At 45.1% G+C, this 19,854-nt stretch carries 20 protein-coding genes; 13 read left to right on the forward strand and 7 right to left on the reverse strand.

What is annotated here, in order from left to right; translation table 11 throughout:
• Positions 1–9: 9 nt before the first annotated feature.
• The 3 genes from L5M49_RS00795 to L5M49_RS00805 all read left to right on the forward strand — a co-directional run bounded on the left by L5M49_RS00795 (position 10) and on the right by L5M49_RS00805 (position 3,036).
• On the forward strand, positions 10–540 hold the full coding sequence (locus L5M49_RS00795) for a hypothetical protein (RefSeq protein WP_219250513.1): 531 nt from the start codon (positions 10–12) through the stop codon (positions 538–540).
• Positions 537–2,525: a GMC family oxidoreductase gene (locus tag L5M49_RS00800; protein ID WP_263265259.1), complete on the forward strand. Its 1,989-nt coding sequence runs from the start codon at positions 537–539 to the stop codon at positions 2,523–2,525. The genes L5M49_RS00795 and L5M49_RS00800 overlap by 4 nt, the downstream gene beginning before the upstream one ends.
• 331 nt (positions 2,526–2,856) lie before the next feature.
• The gene (locus L5M49_RS00805) at positions 2,857–3,036 is read left to right on the forward strand and encodes a hypothetical protein (protein WP_263265260.1); all 180 of its coding nucleotides are present in this window, start codon (positions 2,857–2,859) and stop codon (positions 3,034–3,036) included.
• 499 nt (positions 3,037–3,535) lie between these two features.
• On the opposite strand, the gene ylqF is transcribed toward L5M49_RS00805, so the two are convergent.
• Complete coding sequence (gene ylqF / locus L5M49_RS00810) at positions 3,536–4,477, reverse strand: ribosome biogenesis GTPase YlqF (protein ID WP_263265261.1); 942 nt, start codon at positions 4,475–4,477, stop codon at positions 3,536–3,538.
• 150 nt (positions 4,478–4,627) lie between these two features.
• Positions 4,628–5,467 carry an isopenicillin N synthase family dioxygenase gene (locus tag L5M49_RS00815; protein ID WP_263265262.1) on the reverse strand — a complete coding sequence of 280 codons (840 nt, stop codon included), beginning with the start codon at positions 5,465–5,467 and terminating at the stop codon, positions 4,628–4,630.
• A 372-nt stretch (positions 5,468–5,839) separates the two neighbouring features.
• Here L5M49_RS00815 and L5M49_RS00820 point away from each other — a divergent pair, with 372 nt between their 5' ends.
• Positions 5,840–6,745 (forward strand): bifunctional methionine sulfoxide reductase B/A protein, encoded by a 906-nt coding sequence (locus L5M49_RS00820; protein WP_263265263.1) that lies wholly within the window; start codon positions 5,840–5,842, stop codon positions 6,743–6,745.
• Between the two features lie 156 nt (positions 6,746–6,901).
• Here L5M49_RS00820 and hemB read toward each other — a convergent pair whose 3' ends face one another.
• The gene (gene hemB, locus L5M49_RS00825) at positions 6,902–7,885 is read right to left on the reverse strand and encodes a porphobilinogen synthase (protein ID WP_263265264.1); all 984 of its coding nucleotides are present in this window, start codon (positions 7,883–7,885) and stop codon (positions 6,902–6,904) included.
• A 351-nt stretch (positions 7,886–8,236) separates the two neighbouring features.
• Between hemB and tsaB the strand changes: the two genes are divergently transcribed.
• From tsaB to rnd, 7 genes are all read left to right on the forward strand, one after another.
• On the forward strand, positions 8,237–8,950 hold the full coding sequence (tsaB, locus tag L5M49_RS00830) for a tRNA (adenosine(37)-N6)-threonylcarbamoyltransferase complex dimerization subunit type 1 TsaB (protein ID WP_263265265.1): 714 nt from the start codon (positions 8,237–8,239) through the stop codon (positions 8,948–8,950).
• A 106-nt stretch (positions 8,951–9,056) separates the two neighbouring features.
• Positions 9,057–9,371: a hypothetical protein gene (locus L5M49_RS00835; RefSeq protein WP_168824022.1), complete on the forward strand. Its 315-nt coding sequence runs from the start codon at positions 9,057–9,059 to the stop codon at positions 9,369–9,371.
• The gene (locus L5M49_RS00840; RefSeq protein WP_219233714.1) at positions 9,364–10,092 is read left to right on the forward strand and encodes a M50 family metallopeptidase; all 729 of its coding nucleotides are present in this window, start codon (positions 9,364–9,366) and stop codon (positions 10,090–10,092) included. Before L5M49_RS00835 ends, L5M49_RS00840 begins: the two co-directional genes overlap by 8 nt.
• Positions 10,093–10,302: 210 nt before the next feature.
• Positions 10,303–11,115 carry a class I SAM-dependent methyltransferase gene (locus tag L5M49_RS00845; RefSeq protein WP_028760197.1) on the forward strand — a complete coding sequence of 271 codons (813 nt, stop codon included), beginning with the start codon at positions 10,303–10,305 and terminating at the stop codon, positions 11,113–11,115.
• Positions 11,116–11,136: 21 nt separating this feature from the next.
• Positions 11,137–12,000, forward strand: a complete 864-nt coding sequence (locus L5M49_RS00850; RefSeq protein WP_263265266.1) for an alpha/beta fold hydrolase — start codon at positions 11,137–11,139, stop codon at positions 11,998–12,000.
• A gap of 204 nt (positions 12,001–12,204) precedes the next feature.
• The gene (gene fadD / locus L5M49_RS00855; RefSeq protein WP_028760195.1) at positions 12,205–13,878 is read left to right on the forward strand and encodes a long-chain-fatty-acid--CoA ligase FadD; all 1,674 of its coding nucleotides are present in this window, start codon (positions 12,205–12,207) and stop codon (positions 13,876–13,878) included.
• 70 nt (positions 13,879–13,948) lie between these two features.
• Entirely contained in the window at positions 13,949–15,058 is a 1,110-nt protein-coding gene (rnd, locus tag L5M49_RS00860; RefSeq protein ID WP_263265267.1) for a ribonuclease D, read from the forward strand.
• Between the two features lie 92 nt (positions 15,059–15,150).
• On the opposite strand, the gene minE is transcribed toward rnd, so the two are convergent.
• Genes minE through minC form a run of 3 tightly spaced genes read right to left on the reverse strand, consistent with a single transcriptional unit; the run spans position 15,151 to position 16,913 of the window.
• Entirely contained in the window at positions 15,151–15,408 is a 258-nt protein-coding gene (gene minE / locus L5M49_RS00865) for a cell division topological specificity factor MinE (RefSeq protein ID WP_028760193.1), read from the reverse strand.
• A 2-nt stretch (positions 15,409–15,410) separates the two neighbouring features.
• Entirely contained in the window at positions 15,411–16,220 is an 810-nt protein-coding gene (gene minD / locus L5M49_RS00870; RefSeq protein ID WP_006086391.1) for a septum site-determining protein MinD, read from the reverse strand.
• 27 nt (positions 16,221–16,247) lie between these two features.
• The gene (gene minC, locus L5M49_RS00875) at positions 16,248–16,913 is read right to left on the reverse strand and encodes a septum site-determining protein MinC (protein WP_006086392.1); all 666 of its coding nucleotides are present in this window, start codon (positions 16,911–16,913) and stop codon (positions 16,248–16,250) included.
• Positions 16,914–17,035: 122 nt separating this feature from the next.
• Here minC and L5M49_RS00880 point away from each other — a divergent pair, with 122 nt between their 5' ends.
• Positions 17,036–17,314, forward strand: coding sequence for a YcgL domain-containing protein (locus L5M49_RS00880; protein WP_028760191.1), 279 nt, complete (start codon positions 17,036–17,038; stop codon positions 17,312–17,314).
• A gap of 143 nt (positions 17,315–17,457) precedes the next feature.
• Entirely contained in the window at positions 17,458–17,898 is a 441-nt protein-coding gene (locus L5M49_RS00885; RefSeq protein ID WP_131525467.1) for a YcgN family cysteine cluster protein, read from the forward strand.
• Positions 17,899–18,072: 174 nt separating this feature from the next.
• Here the strand turns inward: L5M49_RS00885 and L5M49_RS00890 are convergent, their stop codons facing one another.
• Positions 18,073–19,593: a methyl-accepting chemotaxis protein gene (locus L5M49_RS00890; RefSeq protein ID WP_263197042.1), complete on the reverse strand. Its 1,521-nt coding sequence runs from the start codon at positions 19,591–19,593 to the stop codon at positions 18,073–18,075.
• Positions 19,594–19,854: the final 261 nt, after the last annotated feature.

Raw genomic sequence — 19,854 nt, forward strand, 5'->3', positions numbered from 1 at the left:
GAACTCATCATGACTGATATTACAGGCGCGACTGCCGATACTATGAATAATTTTATTGGTTTGAGCGCGGTATTAACCGGCTTTGCTACCAGTATTATTGCCCCTACATTGGATCCCGTGGATATTAAATCCGAATACTTAGCCGTGTTTACGCAAAAAATAACCGAAGAATCGAAGGACCTAACTTTAGTTACAACTATTCTGCAAAAATTTGCGGCGTTAAAAGCGCAGCAATTATCAGATCAACAAATTGGCACGCAAATGCTGGTGCCAGACAACGGGGCTAATTTTGTGTTGGCCTGTCGTAAATTGATTTTTATGTGGTACTCAGGTGCATGGCCAACCATTATTCCCGCGACGGATACAGAGCCGGAAACCACGGTTAGCGATATGATTTCGGCTAAAAGTTATACCACAGGTTTAGTCTGGCAAGTTATGCAGGCTCATCCGATGGGGGATTCAAATTATCGCTATGGCTATTGGGCGAAACCACCCGCTGCACTGTCGGCATATACGGGTCATCAAGGAGGTGCAGTATGAGCACTCAAACCAATTACGATGTCATTATTGTGGGATCAGGTATTGCCGGCTCTATCATGGCTTATCAATTGGGGATGGCGGGGAAAAAAGTATTAATCCTCGAAGCAGGGCAGGAAGTGCCTGTTGACCGCAGTGGTTACATGGAAACCTTTTTTAAAGCCAATGCCAAAACACCAGAGTCACCTTATCCTCCAACCACGCAAAATCCAGCGGCATCGACGGCGGATAATCCACTCGGGCTGCCTGATCCTGCGAAGGAAAATGTGCCGCGTTATACCGTGTTGCAAATTGGCGCATGGCGCAATCCAAAGCAATGTTATTTCGATTACACGCCGCAACCAGAGCATTTGAAACCTGACAGCCCTGAAGCAAAGTTTGCTTTTGCGAGTTCCTATGAGCGTATTGGCGGCGGCACAACTTGGCATTGGCTAGGAACCAGTTTGCATTTATTGCCCAATGATTTTGAGTTGCAAACCCAGTATAAGCAGGGTGTGGATTGGCCCGGTGGAAAACAATTTTATCAGGCGCTGGTTCCTTACTATGAACAGGCGACCAATGAGATTGGCGTCGCCGGTGACAAAGAGGCGATGGATCAGCTTTATCGCGGCTTTAATGTTTCACCAGATGGTGTTTATGGGTCGAATTACGATTATCCCATGCCTGGCATTGTTTCATCTTTAGTCGATCTACAATATGAACAAGCGGTGAGCGATATGGTGTATGACAATATTCAATTGTCAGTCACGCCAACCCCTCAGGGGCGCAATTCATTACCGGGTGAACGCCGTCAATGTGCGGGGAATACGAATTGTATTCCTATTTGCCCTATCCAAGCCAAATACGATGCCACTGTGACGCTCGGGCGAGCATTGCAAACCGGTAATGTTGATGTGTTTTATCGGCACGTCGCGACAAATGTTCAAGTGGATGAAAACACAAAGGATGTTGTTGGTATTGATTATGTGACCTATCAAACTCACGGGGGGATAGCGACGGGCGGCGGTACCGTTACGGGTAAAAAATATGTGATTGCAGCTCACGCGATTGAGACGCCAAAATTATTGCTCATGTCTAAACGTAATAAAGCCTGTCCGAACGGCGTCGCCAACCATAGCGATCAAGTGGGGCGTAATTTGATGGATCACATTATGTATTTGGCCTGGGGTCTGGCGAAAGATCCTGTCTATGGTTTTCGGGGGCCTTTATCTACTGCGGGTATCGAAAGTTTACGTGATGGCGCCTTTCGTAAAGACCGTGCCGCCTATCGTATTGAAATCGGCAATGAAGGTTGGCAGTGGGCAGCAAATGATCCATTCACGACCTTAGCTGATTTTGTATTTGGACAAAATAATTCGCAATTAAATGGGGATTCTGTCAATCAGCAGGGGATTCCATTACGGTTTGATCCCGCCATGTCTGCGAATAGCGCCTTATTTGGTGCCTCACTGGTGAATACCTTGAATGGTATTTACACACGGCAAATTCGTATGGGCTATTTAATTGAACAATTACCTGATCCGGAAAACCGTGTCGAGTTGTCGGAGACGCTGAAAGATAACTTAGGTTTGCCGCGCCCCAAATTAACCTATCGTGTACGCGAGGATTATGTGCGCAATGCGTTCGTGTCGGCTAAAGATATTTCGACCAAACTTTTTGACGCCCTTGATGCGCGGGAATATACCAAGGCTCCACCTGCGCCAGTATTTTATGGTGATAAGAGTCAAGTAACGTCGAATAATTTTGAATATCAGGGTCATAATTTTACGTTTTACGGTGCTGGACACATTGTGGGGACGTATCGAATGGGGGACTGCAGAGATACGTCGGTGGTGAATCCTCGTCAGCAATCTTGGGATCATAGCAATCTGTTTTTAGTCGGTAGCGGAGTGTTTCCAACAGTTGCAACGGGTAATCCAACCCTCACTTTGGCAGCGTTGGCATTCCAGGCTGCAGATCATGTTTTGGAAGACCTTAAAATAAGTTAAAAAGTTGTAATTATTCATTAGCTTGCTGTTAATTTCCATTGAAAACCGCGTGCAAATTGGCGCGGTTTTTGGCTAACTGAATATACCTTCATATTACGCTAACTGGCATTTTCCTACTCACAATGCAGTTTATTGTCATCGTATTTAAAATCAAAATATTACAGTTTTTATGCTGATAATTGGTTTGAAAACTGTGCATGCGTGTGTTGTCGCATAGTATGTTTGATAGAAAACTGATAAGTTTCACTCAAACCGAGCGTTAATTGGGCGTGCTTTAATAAGCGAACAAAGTTAATTTTTACGAATATTTATCAAAAGGTTAGCTGAATACATGACTACTAAGAAATATATCGTTGTCAATCCACATGAAAGTGAGTTTCCTAACCCCATTACGTTCAAAAAGGTGATCCTCTTATCGTTGGAGAAAAATATGCAGGTCCTGAAGGCTGGGATCTCTGGTTTCTTTGCACTACGCTGGGGCAAGATGCTGGTTGGGTTCCTGGTCAAGTGATTCAGCGCCTAAAAAATGCCAACGGGCTGGCGCTTGAGGACTATACGGCAAGAGAACTTAATGTGCATGAAGGGGAACAACTCATTGGCACACGAATGTTGAATGGCTGGGTATGGTGTATAAAAGCTGTTAGTGAAGAATCAGGGTGGGTACCATTAGAAAACTTGAAAGAAGTGGTAGATCTATCCCGCGACTAAAGCACCTTTGCTGTGCAGTCAAACCCAAGATGGTTCCTTGGTGTATTGTGCTAAGAGGATGATGAATGGCGGATATTAAGAGCTTATATCAGGCACGCAGAAGTCATTGGCGAAAAAGTGTTTTTTAGCGCAAGCTTTCCGTTTCTATTAATAAAAAAGCCAGTATATTCAATATACTGGCTTTAATTTTAAACTTGATGAATGAGCGCCATAAGCTGGAATATAAAAGTCATCAGCGTCTTGTCTTTAACGTCTTTAACAAACTCTGCGCCTTATATTCCAAATGCAGAGTGGCGGGCTGACTAGTCGTTATGACGTTTGCCTGAACGTTTAAGTCTCTCTGCTGCCAGTTTGGCTTCTTTCTCGGCTTCTTTTTCGGCCATGATACGGGCGACTTCAATCTTTTCAAGCTCTGCCATCGCAGGCGTTTCTAGCGAGAGTAAGCCTATTTTCCCCGAGCGATATTCATGCAGTAATAACTCTGATGCTTTGTGCATATCGATGCGACCACCGGGACGCAGCGCACCACGTTTACTGCCGATTTCCTCGAGAAGTGCAACATCATCCTTGGGTAATTCACTTAAGTTATAGCGCTCACAAATCTCTTTTGGATAAGCGGTTAAGAAATACTTAGCGGCGAACAGGGCCACATCTTCATATTCCATCGCCGTATCTTTAATCGCGCCAGTGACGGCAAGGCGATAGCTGCTCGCTTCGTTATCCACTTTGGGCCACAAAATACCTGGGGTATCCGACAGCACGATACCGTTACGTAAATTGATCCGTTGCTGGGTTTTGGTTACCGCAGGTTCGTTACCGGTTTTGGCGATAACACGGCCAGCTAAGGTATTGATGATGGTAGATTTCCCAACGTTGGGTATCCCCATGATCATAGTGCGAATGTCTTTTTCGGTTTTATCGCGACTTGGCACTAGCTTACGGCAGAGATCAGGGATTTTTTTCACCATTGCCGCTTGCAGTGTTGTGATCGCCGTGGCTTTGACACCTTGCTCACGCTCTAAGTATTCAATCCATTGTGCGGTGATCTCTGGATCGGCCAGATCAGATTTATTGAGCAGTTTGATACAAGGTTTGTCGCCTCGAAGCTGAGCCACCATGGGGTTTTCGCTACTGTAGGGAATACGCGCGTCCAGCACTTCGATAACAAGATCGACTTGAGGCATTGCCTCTTCAATCTCCTTGCGTGCCTTGTGCATATGCCCCGGATACCACTGAATTGCCATGATAACGCCTTGTCCTAAATAACTTAAAGAACGGCTATTCTACCTTGAAGGTGGCGAATGTCATAAAAAAAGCGCCCTAAGGCGCTTTAATCGCTTAATCCTTGACTGTCTCTTGCGATTGTCACTGAGATTAATAGGCTGAATTAAGGTTTAGATCACCCCAAGTTCGCGCAATCTTTCCATCAGATAACTGTCGGCGGTATAGCGATCCGATAGCACTACAGCAGGGTTTGGATGTAAAAATAACGGCAAAGAGATCCGTGACTTGGTTTTATCCGTACCTTCAGGATTGATGACGCGGTGTGACGTCGATGGGAAATAGCCGCCAGAGGCTTCCTGTAACATGTCACCGATATTGATAATAATGTTGCCAAAATCGCTTGGGACATCTAACCAAGTGCCATCTTTGGCTTTCACTTGCAATCCAGGCTCATTGGCTGCAGGTAACACTGTGATCAGGTTGATATCTTCATGTGCCGCGGCGCGAATGGCGCCCATTTCTTCACTGCCCGTCATCGGCGGGTAATGCAGAATGCGCAGCAAGGTTTTTTGGCTATTGGCGATCATTTCTGGCAATGGCATCGAAAACTTGGCTTTTACGTCTTCTGGTGAGTATGTTTCGATCCACTCTAATAGTTCTGCAGCCAGTGCGTTGGCTTTATCGTAATAGGCGAGAATATTGGCACGCAGTGAATCGGGAATACGGCCCCAAGGGTACACGTGGTAGTACTCTTTAATGTCTTTGACTGTGTTGCCTTTGGCGGTTTCAGAAATCGATGCAGGGAAGAAACCGTCGTGGGTTTCTTTTTTAAACATATAGTCGTTTTTGGCTTCTGAATTAAAAAAGGCTTGCCACTCGGTGTAGATGTCTTCAACTAAGCGCTTATCAATCGGATGATTCGATAAAACACCAAAGCCAGTTTCCCGAAGTGATTCAACGAATTGCTGGGCACTGTCTTCAGCGCGGTAATCAATGGTTTCTAATTTCATTTTGGTTTCTACTTGTTATATTTAGTTGTAATTTGACCCGCTGCAAGTGTAGCCGTGCGCTGATGTGGGTGCAAATACTCAGCGACTGTGATCTGGATCAACTGCCGTATTTTCCGTCATTTATGTAGTCGCTTATATGAGCACTTAATATGAGCACTTATATTAGTACTTACTTGAGTGGTAAGATTTTAGTCACTAAGTCCGTTAGTATGGGCATTAGATTTGTTGTGATTGGATTGATGTCAGCCGCATTTTGAAGCCGAGTGCAAGAAATCTTGCTTGGAGTGGGTCTTATGTTGGCTTCCTTATAAATCAGCTTCTTAATCAAAGAATATCGAAATACACAACGACGTGAGTCGAAAGGGCATTAATATGAATAAACTGACCGATTTTGAACGCTATGTTATCGAAGAGAAAGGCACTGAACGCCCCTTTAGTGGTGAGTATTATGAACACGATGCTAAGGGTTTGTATTTATGCAAAAAATGCCATGCCCCCTTGTATCGCTCTGAGCATAAATTTAATGCCCATTGTGGCTGGCCTGCCTTCGATGATGAAATTGCCGGCGCTGTAACCCGCCATATAGACGCTGACGGCCGCAGAATTGAAATTGTTTGTAGCCAGTGCGGCGGTCACTTGGGGCATGTCTTTGAAGGTGAAATGTTAACACCTAACAATATCCGTCACTGTGTTAACTCAGTTTCTATGGTTTTCAAAGGGATGGATGATGCTGTTGAACAAGCACCGAATCACTTTGCGACTTTTGGTGCTGGGTGTTTTTGGTGCGTCGAAGCGATTTTTAAAAGCCTAAAGGGCGTGGTGAATGTCACTTCTGGCTATGCTGGCGGCGAAGCCCATGATGCCGATTATAAATCTGTTTGCTCGGGCCAAACCGGCCATGCAGAGGTTGTGCATATCGAGTTCAACCCAGAGGAAATTGATTTTACGACGCTATTACAGGTTTTTTTTGAGAGCCATGATCCGACCACGCTTAATCGCCAAGGTAATGATAAGGGGCCACAATATCGTTCCGTGGTGTTTACCCATAATGCTGAGCAGATAGAGCAAACTACCGCTATGCTTGCTCAGTTAGCAGCAGCCAAGGTTTTTGATGCGCCGATAGTGACCCAAGTTTCAGCGTTTGATACTTTTTATCCCGCTGAAAATTATCACAACGACTACTTCGCTTTACACGGTGAGCAGCCCTATTGTCAGATGGTCGTGCGTCCTAAAGTGGAAAAAGTGAAAGCCTTGTTTGCAAGATTGCAGAAGGCTTAAGCGATTTAGCACAGGGTGTTAAATACAAAGACGCTACCGATAAAGGTGGCGTTTTTTTATGGGGTTTCTAAAGTGCAAAACCTAGTTGTTCTCTTAACAAGCCGCTTAGCTATCGGTTTAACGATTAGCGTAACTTTTGATTAGCTACCGACGCAACTATCGGCTTTCAGTTAACCATTGGGCGTATTGTTTGGTGTAATAGCTGACAATCAAATCTGCACCCGCCCGCTTTAAGCCGATAAACGTTTCAGTCACCACCGCACGCTCATCCAACGCGCCCGCAAGGGCGGCAAATTTAATGCCCGCATATTCACCGCCGACTTGATAGGCGGCGAGTGGTAAGTGGGTTTCTTGTCTTAAACGGCTGAGCACATCTAAGTAGGGTGTGCCGGGTTTAACCATCAGGATATCGGCGCCTTCGGCTTCATCTAATGAGGCTTCTAACAGGGCTTGACGACCATTAGCATAATCCAGTTGATATCCCTTGCGATTTCCGCTGAGTTCACAATCAACCGCGGCTCTAAAAGGACCGTAGAAGGAAGAGGCGAATTTTGCCGAGTGGGCCAGAATCGCCACATGTTCAAAACCTGCGGCATCGAGCCCTTGGCGAATGGCTTTTACTTGACCGTCCATCATGGCCGATGGTGCTAACATATCAGCGCCCGCTTTGGCGGCTGTTATCGATTGCTTAACTAAATTTTCGACGGTGAGGTCGTTGCAGACTTCATTATTGTGAACTACGCCGCAATGGCCGTGATCTGTGTATTCACAAAAACAAATGTCGGGGATTACCATCATCTCAGGCACGGTAGCTTTAATGGTGCGCACCATACGGGCGAGTAAACCATTGTCGTCCCATGTATCGCTGCCCTTATCATCCTTAGTGTGGGAAATCCCAAAGGGCATCACATAGCGGATCCCGAGGGCATAAAGCTCGCGAACTTCACCCGCCAGTGCGCTCTCAGGTAAGCGGCTGATACCAGGTAGCGTGGAGATGGGCACGGCATGGGTGATGTGCTCTTCAATGAACAGGGGATGGATAAGATCGCTCAGCGAAATATGGGTTTCGCGCAGTAGATCGCGCATTGCTTCTGAATTACGTAAGCGTCTTAGGCGACGCAATGGAGGCGTGTTTAACATGAAATGTCCTTATCGAAGGCGGGTTAAAGCAATCGTACAATACTAAGGGAATGGCAAGGGATAAATTCGCCCCTTACTTTTCTGCTCTGACAATCAAAGTTGAAAAAGTTTCCCCAAGCGAGCTATATTCATTAATGAGTTTATTGATCATTGACTTAGATCACATAAATCCATCTCGTCCAGATTTGCGACTGAATATCATGCGAGCGCTATTTTTGCTGAGTTGCTTGCTTAGCCCTTTGTTTTCGGGCATTTGATGTTATTATTCGCGCCAGTTTTCTCATGGCATATTCGCGCAATACAGATTATGTAAATTTGATGCGAAATCTTGCCCGCTAATCCGGTTTTGAAATGACAATAACACATGAACACTCTGCTTGTATTCTTGCCTTAGACACTTGTACCGAATCCTGCTCAGCTGCGCTGCAATACCAAGGTCAGATTTATGCTGAACTTGCCGATGCGCCGCGTGAACACAGTCAACGTCTGCTGCCTATGGTCGATTCAGTGCTCAAGCAAGCGGGCATTCGCTTAGATAAAGTGACTGCGATTGCTTACGGACGAGGCCCTGGCAGTTTTACGGGGATCCGTATCTGCACTAGCATGACGCAAGGTCTGGCACTGGGGTTAGATTTGCCTGTGATTGGTATTTCAACCTTAGCGGCAATGGCACAAATGGCGATTAGCCAGCATCAAGCCGAGCAAGTTTTGTGCGCCATTGATGCGCGCATGGGGGAAGTGTATTGGGGCCAGTTTGTGGCCGTTGACGGTATTGCAACGCTTGTCGGTAAAGAAGTGGTCAGTGCGCCTGCGGACGTACAACTTCAGCTCGATACTCAAGCGCCAATTGTGGGCTGCGGCACAGGTTTTGATGCTTATCCCGATTTGCTGGCACTCGGCAAGGGGATTTTAGCTCTCGAGGCCGTGAAATATCCCGATGCAAGGGCTATGCTGATATTGGCTGAAGCAGGCATAAAAGCTGGACTGACAACCTCGGTCGATGAGCTTGAACCTGTGTACTTACGTGATACAGTCACATGGAGAAAGTTACCCGGCCGTGAATAAGCTGTTCTTTGCCTGAGTATTTGCGATAGAATCTCAGGCAATTACTGCTAAGCATTCTTAACTATGAATGGCTTAACGATGGATAGTGCAAACTTAAGGCTTCTTGATGCAAGTTAATGTGAATCAAATGAGTTTGACGAATGCCGTAGCGAGCAATAGACCCGCTATCGCTCAGGGGCTAACCGCGCCTGAATCGTCACGCCCAGTGATTGAGCAAGATGCCGTCGAAGCCCTTAGTTTAGAAACTCAGCCTAAAAGTAAAAACGCAGCGGGAAATTTACAGTCAAGGCTTGGTGCGCACCTCGAGTATGAGCAAGATACTCGCGGCCATCAGGGAGCGATTGCCCAATATTTACAAACTCAACATGCCGCCAAACGCGATGAAATTCAGCAAATGGTGGGTGTGGACTTGTATGCTTGAGCATCAAAAAACGTCTTCTAGTTCAACCTCGCGATTTTCCTCTTCTAAACTGACAGGCTTAGCCACAAGCGGTGTGCCAAGCCGTGGTTTGTTTATTATCGAGTTAGTTTTAGCTTTATTGATAACTCGAATTCCCTATTTGAGCGTGCCGTTTAAATGGCTTGAAAGCTATTTTCATGAACTGTCCCATGGCATTGCAACGATTTTAAGCTCGGGCGTGGTCAGCCATATTCAGTTGTTTCCGAACGGCGCAGGATTTTGTTTTAGCCAAGGCGGCTCGCCGATGTTTATTGGCTTTGCTGGGTATTTTGGTGCAGCCTGTTGGGGATATTTAATCTATTTATTAGCGACTTGGCCAAAGGGGATCCGCGTGAGTTTTGCCTTGCTAGGTGCCTTAGTGGTGCTAAGCGGCTTGCTTTGGGGCAGGGATATTCTCACGTTAGCGATTTTAGCTGTGCTGACTATTATTTTGTTGTTACCGCTTAAACTCAGTCAAAACAAAATGTTGACTCAGTTTTTGCGTATTATTGGCTTGATGATCATGCTTAATGCGCTTGCGAGTCCGACGGTGTTGCTCGGGCTTGATGGCCAAGGTGATGCAGTGATGTTGGCCGAGCGTTCTTGGATCCCCGCGTGGATTTGGGTGGGATTATGGTTATTAACCAGTGCCTGCGCTTTGTATTTTGCGTGGCGCCGCGTAGATAATGCCGCAAGTCGTTAGTTCTCAAGCTTGTTTAATGCCTCAGTCGTCTAGTGTTTTCCCCATCGTTTTTTTGCTTTGAACTTTGTTGATTTAGGTAAAGGTGATTTTGCTCATCACTTTGAGCTATAACCACTTATGTCGCTTAAAGCTTAGTTTTCCGACTTCTATTCCTTGGATTTTTGGCCATTGGCTGCTAGGTTAAGTCTTCGGTATCCATGGAGAATTACAATGAAAAAAGTCACCTTAGTTGCCAGTCTGCTGCTTGCTGGTTTATGTTCGAGTGTTACCTATGCCGATGAAAGCTTAGATAAAGTCTTAAAAAGCGATTTTCGTCAGGCTAAAAATGCCAGTCGTGACGTTTATCGTCATCCCGCTGAAACCTTAACTTTTTTTGGCATTACTCCAAAACAGACTGTGATTGAACTCTGGCCGGGTAATGGCTGGTACAGTGAAATATTAGGGCCTTATCTTGCTAAAGAGGGCCAATATATCGCAGCCAGTTTCGAAACGGCTCCTGCGACAGATACTCCCGGAAATCGTTATCGCGCGAACGCTGGCACTAAGTATGCTGCGTGGATGACGGCCAATAAAGACGTCATGGGCAATGCTAAGATTGTTACCTTCGATCCTCCACATAAGATGGATTTAGGTGCTGACGGTAGTGCTGATCTGGTATTAACCTTCCGAAATCTACATAACTGGGCATCGACAGATCAGTTGGAAAACGTGTTTGCCGCGTCTTATAAAGTGTTGAAGGACGGCGGTATCTTTGGCGTGGTAGAGCATAGAGCCAACGAAGGAATGAACTTCAGCACTGGCTATATGGATCAAGCGGCTATGGTTGCTTTAGCCAAAAAAGCAGGTTTTACCTTAGTTGAAAGTGCAGAAATCAATGCGAACCCCAAAGATACGAAAGATTACGCCAAAGGTGTTTGGACGCTACCGCCCTCTTTTGCCTTGGGTGATACCGATAAAGAAAAATACCAAGCGATCGGTGAAAGTGACCGTATGACACTTAAATTTGTCAAAAAATCATCTTAATTACCTGACATCAGAGGCATTATGTGGCAATCTTTCGCCCCCAAAAATCAAATTGAATTTGTATTACCTCATATTACGGTCGCGGGCCGATTATGGGGGGCGAAGGATAAACCTTTATTACTTGCCTTACATGGTTGGTTAGATAACGCCAACAGTTTTGAACCTTTAACAGCGCATTTACTCGATTATCAAGTGCTCGCCATTGATTGGCCGGGACACGGCTTTTCTGCACATAGGCCGGGACACTATCCACTGCATTGGATTGATTATTTGTATGATTTAGACGCGTTGTTAACGGCATTACCGCAAAAGCCAGCGGCAATGATTGGGCATTCGCTCGGCGGTATTATTGCCTCAGCTTATACGGCGACGTTTCCCGAAAAGGTTAACAAGCTGGTATTGATTGAAGCGTTAAGCCCCTTGTCTGAGTTGCCAACGCAAGCTAAGGCGCGATTGAAAAAAAGCTTCTATCAGCATGAGAAGTATTTAACTCAGAAACATGGGCAGGTAAAGATTTACGACAGTATAGATACTGCGGTGCGGGCGAGGGCACATTTAACAGGACTTGCCGAACCTTGGTGTCGTTTGTTGCTCGATCGTAATATGCAGCCTGAAGGTGATGGCATAGGTTGGCGTAGTGATCCTCGATTAAGATTAGATTCACCCCAACGATTAACCTTCGCCCAAGTTGATGCCTTGATGCAGGACATCAAAGTCGAAACCTTATTAATTTGTGGCAAACAGGGATTTAGCCAGTTGCAGAGCGCGATACCTAAGGCCAGAACGTGGTTCAAGCATTTGTCTGAGCACATAATTGAGGGCGATCATCATGTGCATATGGACAATGCCGAAGGCGTTGCACGTTTGATCCGCAAATTCGTTTAATAGGTTGCTTATATGGGTATAAAAAAGACGCTAGGTTTTTTGTTTTTTTTATGTGATGATGATCAAAATTAAAACGCTCGTATGATTTATGACGAGTAAATCAATAACTATAAAATGTAAGCCGGTATTTTAACTCGGTATTTATCGAGTCTTGACGCTTGTATGGATATTGTTTCCGCAGTTGTGGGGATTTAGGAGAGAGTAGTGGATCAGCCTTGGATTAATCATTTGCCAGAAGATGTGCCTGCTGAAATTAATGTGGAACAATACTCATCGCTTGTCGATATGTTCGAGACAGCGGTGGCTAAGTATGAAGATCAACCTGCATTTATCAACATGGGTGCCACGCTAACCTACCGTAAATTGGAAGAACGCAGCCGAGCATTCGCTGCGTATTTACAAAATGAATTAAAGCTTGAAAAGGGCGACCGTGTCGCTTTGATGATGCCAAACCTGTTGCAGTATCCCATTGCACTGTTTGGTGTTTTGCGTGCAGGTATGGTGGTTGTTAACGTTAACCCACTTTATACACCGCGCGAGCTTAAACATCAGTTGATTGACTCTGGCGCTAAAGCCATTGTGGTGGTGTCAAACTTCGCCCGCACTTTAGAAGAAGTGGTCGATCAAACTCCCGTTGAAAGCGTGATTATCACCAGTTTAGGTGATCAATTAAGTGCACCAAAACGTACCTTAGTGAACTTTGTGGTGAAGTACATCAAGAAGTTAGTGCCAAAATACGATTTACCCCATGCCTTATCAATGCGCGATACCTTATCAACGGGTCGTCGCATGCAATACATCAAACCTGAAGTTACTAACGATGACTTAGCATTTTTACAATACACTGGTGGTACCACAGGGGTCTCTAAAGGCGCTATGTTGACCCATGGCAATATTGTCGCAAACGTATTGCAGGCCGATGGTGCATATTCTCCCGCTTTAAACGATGGCAGTGAGTTTGTCGTAACGGCCTTGCCGCTGTATCACATCTTCGCCTTGACCGTGAATTGCCTGCTGTTTTTGCACAAAGGAAGTCAGAATTTACTCATCACCAATCCTCGCGATATCCCAGGATTTGTGGCTGAGTTGAAAAAGTATCCTTTCACCGCATTAACTGGGGTAAATACCTTATTTAACGCTTTAGTGAACAGTGATGATTTTTCCCAGTTAGATTTCTCACGCTTAAAACTCTCTATCGGTGGCGGCATGGCGGTACAAAAAGCCGTGGCGGATAAATGGCAAACCATTACTAAAACCCGTTTACTTGAAGGTTATGGTCTGACGGAAGCCTCACCCTTATTAACCTGTTGTCCATATAACTTAGACGGTTATAACGGTTCAATTGGTTTTCCTGCACCTTCGACACTGATCCAAATCCGTAATGATGACGGCAAGGTATTAGCCCAAGGCGAAACCGGTGAACTGTTCGGTAAAGGTCCTCAGGTGATGAAAGGCTATTGGCAACGTCCTGAAGAAACCGCCAAAGTGATCGACACTGACGGCTGGTTAGCCACGGGCGATATTGGTTACATGGATGAGAAAGGTTTCTTCTATATTGTCGACCGTAAGAAAGACATGATCTTAGTATCAGGCTTTAACGTATTCCCTAACGAAGTCGAAGAAGTGGTTGCACTTCATCCAAAAGTGATTGAAGTGGCTGCCGTTGGTGTGCCAAACGACGCCAGTGGTGAGTTAGTGAAGGTATTTGTGGTGGCAAAAGATAAATCTTTAACCGCTGAAGACATCATTAAGCACTGCCGTATTCATTTAACGGGATATAAAGTGCCGAAGCTGGTAGAATTTAGGGACGAGTTACCTAAAACCAACGTGGGTAAAATCTTGCGACGAGAGCTTAGAGACGAAGCTAAGCGCGCGTAAGATTGAAGCCGGCATTTGCCGGCTTTTGTTTTTATGGACTGTGATTGACCCACAGGATCTGGAGAAGAATTTGTCAGCGTTTCAATATGTGAGTGATGAAGCAAGCCTTAATGCCCTCGTTGCCCAATATAAACAGAGTAAGATACTCGTGTTAGATACCGAGTTTGTTCGTACTCGTACTTATTATGCCAAGTTAGGTTTGATCCAAGCCTATGATGGTAAAACCTTAGCTTTGATTGATCCGGTCGCTTTACCTGATTTAACCCAATTTTGGGCGCTGTTATCGGACCCGAATATCGTTAAGCTAGTGCATTCCTGCAGTGAAGACTTAGAAGTTTTTGCCCACTATGGCAAATGTCAGCCTACGCCTTTGTTTGATAGCCAAATTGCCGCCTCTTTGTGTGGTATGGGCCACGGTGTGGGTTATGCCAAGTTAGTTGAAACTTGCCTTGGTGAAGTAATCGATAAAGGTGAATCGCGTACCGATTGGATCCGTCGTCCTTTAACGGAAGCCCAGTTAAGCTACGCCGCCAATGACGTCCTGTATTTGTATCAGCTCTATCCTCAACTGGAAGCGAAACTCAGCGCCCAAGGGCGTTTAGCTTGGTTATACGAGGAAGGGGAAAGGATGACTCAGGGCAGGCTTGCCGATCCTGATCTTGATACAGCCTATTTGAAAGTGAAAAATGCTTTTCAACTCACTGAAATTCAATTGGCTTACCTTAAAGTGCTCGCCAAATGGCGCCTTGAAAAAGCCTTAGTCCGTGATTTAGCCTTAGGTTTTGTGATCAAAGATCATGGTCTTATTGCATTAGCGAAGAAGCAACCTAAAACTTCGGCTGACTTGTTTAAGCTCAATGACTTGAGCGAACAGGAAAAACGCATCCACGGCAAAGATTTATTACGTGTGCTACAAACTGCGGATTTAGTTAATTTACCCGAGTTAGTGGATGTATTGGCATTAAAATCAGGCTACAAATCGGCCTTTAAAGCGATTAAAAGCTGTTTGGTCGAATTATGCGAAAAGCATGATGTGCCGCAGGAAATGCTCGGTTCTAAACGTCATATCCATGAGTTTTTGCAATGGCGTTGGGATAAGCAACAAGGGGATTTACCAGCAGTGTTATGCGGTTGGCGAGGGGAATTGGCAACTGAGGCTTTAGCAAAGCTTGAGGTCTAGTGCTTAATATTTCGTACTTGAATCCATTGCTGAAAAACATCCACATCAAAATGTCATCTTCAATTGAAGATGACATTTTTTGTGTCATCGACTTATCTGTCAGGCAAAGTGACGTTAAGCTCGAGTACCGACAGGTTGGCGTCGTTTTGATCTAACTGCACAGAAACTTGATCATCAGAAATCGGCACATATTTGCGAATAACGGCAATGATCTCTTGTTTCATCTGTGGGAAATAATCGGGAGTGTCCCTTTGTCCACGTTGATGAGCCACGATGATCTGTAGGCGCTCTTTTGCCATTACCGCAGTGCTAGGCTTTTTCTTGCTTTTGAAATAGTCGAGTAAAGACATAATTAGCTACCAAATATCCGTTGTAAGAAACCTTTCTTTTCTTCCGTAATAAAGCGTACTGGTACATCTTCACCCAGTAAGCGTGCGACTGTATCACTGTAGGCTAAACCTGCATCACTTTCTTGGTCGATAATCACTGGTACGCCTGAGTTAGAGGCTTTCAGTACAGATTGTGACTCAGGAATAACGCCGAGTAACTCAATGGCCAGAATTTCTTGAACATCATCAACACTCAACATTTCGCCCGATTTTACACGGCTCGGTGAATAGCGAGTCAGCAGTAAGTATTCTTTGATTGGCTCAAGGTTTAGCTCGGCGCGGCGTGATTTGCTCTGCAGCATCCCTAAAATACGGTCTGAGTCGCGTACTGAACTGACTTCTGGGTTAGTGGTCACAATGGCGATATCGGCAAAATACAGTGCCATCATAGCGCCTTGCTCAATCCCCGCAGGTGAATCACACAGAATAAACTCAAAGTCTTTGGCTAAATCGTCTAGAACACGGCCAACGCCTTCTTTGGTCAGCGCATCTTTATCACGGGTCTGTGAAGCGGGTAAAACGAATAACTTGTCGCAGCGTTTATCTTTGATCAGCGCTTGATTTAAATTGGCTTCACCATTGATCACATTAACGAAGTCATAAACAACACGACGCTCGCAACCCATGATCAAGTCTAAGTTTCGTAAACCTATATCGAAATCAATAACGACTGTCTTGTGTCCTTGCATGGCAAGACCGGTCGCAATTGCAGCACTCGATGTGGTTTTACCTACGCCGCCTTTACCTGAAGTGACAACAATAATTTGTGCCATGTTTCTCTCTATCCTTTGTTCTGCCATTTAGAGGGGCAATGATTCAACCATAAGCGACTCACCGTTTAGGCGAATGCAGCCGCTTTTATCTGAGCTATGTTGTTGTAGATTTTCAGCGAGCCAATATTGCCCTGCTATTGAAACGAGTTCGGCCTCCAGAGAGTGGGCAATGATAACGGCGCTGGTATCGCCCGCGGCGCCTGCCATGGCTTTCCCTCGTAATGCGCCATAGATATGAATGCTACCATCTGCGATGACTTCTGCGCCATTGCCTACCGCACCAAATATGATTAAATCACCATTTTTTGCGTAGACTTGTTGGCCTGAACGAATATTTTGCTTCACTATTTTAGTTTGGCGCGGGGCCGGCGGCGGGGTACTGCTCTGTTTTCCCGCTTTGACTATGGCAAGGCCTAAGTCTTTTGCTTGTTTACTGAGTACGGTTGTCGCGCCCGTTATGCCAACAATCACTAATTGACGTGAGATCAGCAGATCCTTTAACGCACTTAAATTCAAGCTGTCGTGCTGAATGGCACTCAGATTGACGACTAAAGGAGCGCCCAGAAAAAACTGAGGAGCCTGTGCCAACTTATGGTCTAATTCAGTCATGACAGCTTGTAAATCGCTGCTATTAATATGAAGCACTGAAAGAGTAAAAGAAGCGCCTTTTAACTCTAAGCTAGGTTTTGACATCCCGGCACTATTCTCCAGAAATCATCAGTCGGTTCGCTGATTTTACAATTAAATTACTAGGCGACCATGTTATAGTGTGCCCCATTGACTGGCAAGTTTGAACTATTGGATATTTGATTCTTATGCTATGTGCCGTTTATAAAAGTAGCCGAAAGGCTGATACTTATTTATTTGTGAAGAAAAGAGATTGTTTTGACGATGTTCCAGTGCCTTTGATGGAAATGTTTGGCGTGCCAAAGTTGGTGATGGTGTTTCCTATCGCTAAACGCGACGCGTTAGGAATGGCAGATATACATAAAGTCAGAGCAGCAATGGCAGAAAATGGCTTTTATTTACAAATTCCACCACCTCAGGTGAATTTATTGGCTGAGCATAAGCTGAGCCTTGGGATCAAAGATTAACCAGGTAGCATCAAGACGCTGCTAATGAGCTCTGGCGCGTCAAACCACACTCGTTAATCTCAGTGGCATTGCGTATCTGACGACAAATTAGTGTAAAATAGCCCGCATTGAGCGGGTTTTTTATTAAGAAGATATAGTTAATCATGGCATTTTGGCAGAGTAAAACATTAGCGCAGATGAGCACAACCGAGTGGGAATCCCTGTGTGACGGTTGTGGTAAATGTTGTTTAAACAAGTTGATAGATGATGAAACCGAAGACTTGTATTACACAAATGCAGCTTGCCTTTTGCTCGATCATCAAACGGCAGGCTGTCAGCATTACAGTGACCGTTTCACCCATGTCCCCCAATGTACAGTGATCACGATTGATAATATCCATGAGTTAACTTGGTTGCCCGACAGTTGTGCCTATCGCCGCCTAGCGGCAGGGCGTGAGCTACCGAGTTGGCATCCGCTGCTCACAGGCTCCAAAGAAGCGATGCATTTAGCGGGTATGTCGATCCAAGGCAAGGTGGTGGATGAAAGACGCGTGAAGGATATTGAAGATCATATCGTGCTATGGCCACTTAAAGACGTGGATTAACAGACGTGAATTCATTTTGCCATAGCGTTATCGATTGAAAATTAACTTATTAATTGAAACGACACTTGTTGATTGGAAAGTGATCGTCAGAATGAAAACAACAAGGGAGCGATTATCGCTCCCTTGTGCATTTTGGGTGTTAAGTGAATTTAAATTCCATCAAATAATGCTCGATTAGATTTTTAATCCCACCATCAACTGATCCAGTTGCCCCGCAGTCGCTTGCAGCTCATCGCAACCTGAAACTGACTGGTTGGCCGATTGCTCCACATCGTGTGATTGGTTGCGAATTTCCATTAAGTTAGTCGCAATTTCGTTGGCAACTGCCGATTGCTCTTCGGCCGAGGTCGCAATTAGCACACTCATTTCAAACACTTTGTTGCTGTGGTGGGCGATAAACTCTAAGTCTTTACCCGTTTGCAGTACGTGTTGTTTACCTTCATTAGCTTGATTCACAGTACGCGACATCACTTGTGTCAGATTGCGAGTACCCGATTGAAGTGATTCGATCATGGTTTTGATTTCAACCGTTGCGGCCTGAGTTCTCCCCGCTAAAGTACGTACTTCATCGGCCACCACGGCAAAGCCACGACCTTGTTCACCGGCGCGCGCCGCTTCAATTGCCGCGTTGAGGGCCAGTAGGTTGGTTTGCTGGGAAATCGCATTAATGGTTGATACCACTTCATCAATTTTACTGGCGTTATCATTGAGTACACCCACCGCATTGGAGGCCGCAGAGATTTCATCTGATAACACGTCGATAGCCTTAACTGTGGTTTCAATATCTTTCCCGCCCGCACTAACCTGTTGATTGGCTTCTTGGGTTTCGGCTGAGGATTGTTCGGCATTGCGGGCAACTTCTTTCACTGCGGCAGTCATTTCTTCCATTGCCGTCGCTAAGGAGTCCAGATGTTGTCTCTGGTTTACCGCCAAGGATTGACCTTGCTGCGCAGTGCTACGAAACGATGATACAACTTCGCGTATTTTAGCGGTCGATTCTGCGATTTGCTTGACTAAGGTATGTTGACGTTCTACTAAGGTATCTATGCTGATAGCTAAGATACTGAACTCGTCTTTTACTTCGAAGAAGTTTAAACGCCCCGTTAAATCACCCGATGCGGCCCGTTTTAATGCCATCACTGTCGTATAAAGTGCGCCGCCTACGAAGGTTGAAATGTAATAGCTGAACAAAAATAGCACAAATAAGAGTGCCGCCATTAGGCCATAAACCAGCAGGTTATCGTTGGCGAGCAAGGCATCAATTTCTTTGCTGTCTAGGGGAATAATCGTGATCAGGTTTTGATCGTTAACGCGACTCACAGCTCTAGGTTGCTTACCGCTATCATCAATACCACCACCACTGCGAGCGATGGATTGGGCTTTGCTATCGGCTTCATTTACCGAAACAATACTGACATTACCTTCAATTTCGCGACTTAGTTGGCTAAGGATAGTTTGGCGTTCTTGCTCTGGTAGTTTGTTATATAAGCTGCCAGTGACTTGGTTGATTTGTTGTGAAGCATTTTGCAGACTGTTGAGCTGTCCTTGAATTAAGGTTTGCTGGGATTGGTTATCTAGGAAAAGCGCCAGTCCGACAATCATTAACATGGGAACGATAGAGAGAATAGCGAATTTAGTTTTTAAGGTCATATGGATAAGATATTGATCTATCCAGCGAAATTTTACTTCTTTCATGAGTGCCTCGATAAAATGGGCTATAAACCGAATTTATATCGGTCAGTTTGCCATAGACTTTATAGTTTTCTGTTTTGTAATGATTTATATGATTAATGTAGTCTAATTGCAGTCGTTATTGTGTTGTTTGCTGCAATTTTGGCAAGGTACAGATGTGAGTTTACAGTTTAGTTACAAATGCTGCTAGTGGCTGAAAGCGGAAGTTGTTTACGTCAGAATTGAGGTTTGGGTTTCCCCTTGAGCAAAACTCAGGCTCTGAAC

The organism is Shewanella sp. SM74 (assembly GCF_025653725.1).
Classification (GTDB): Bacteria; Pseudomonadota; Gammaproteobacteria; order Enterobacterales; family Shewanellaceae; genus Shewanella; species Shewanella oncorhynchi.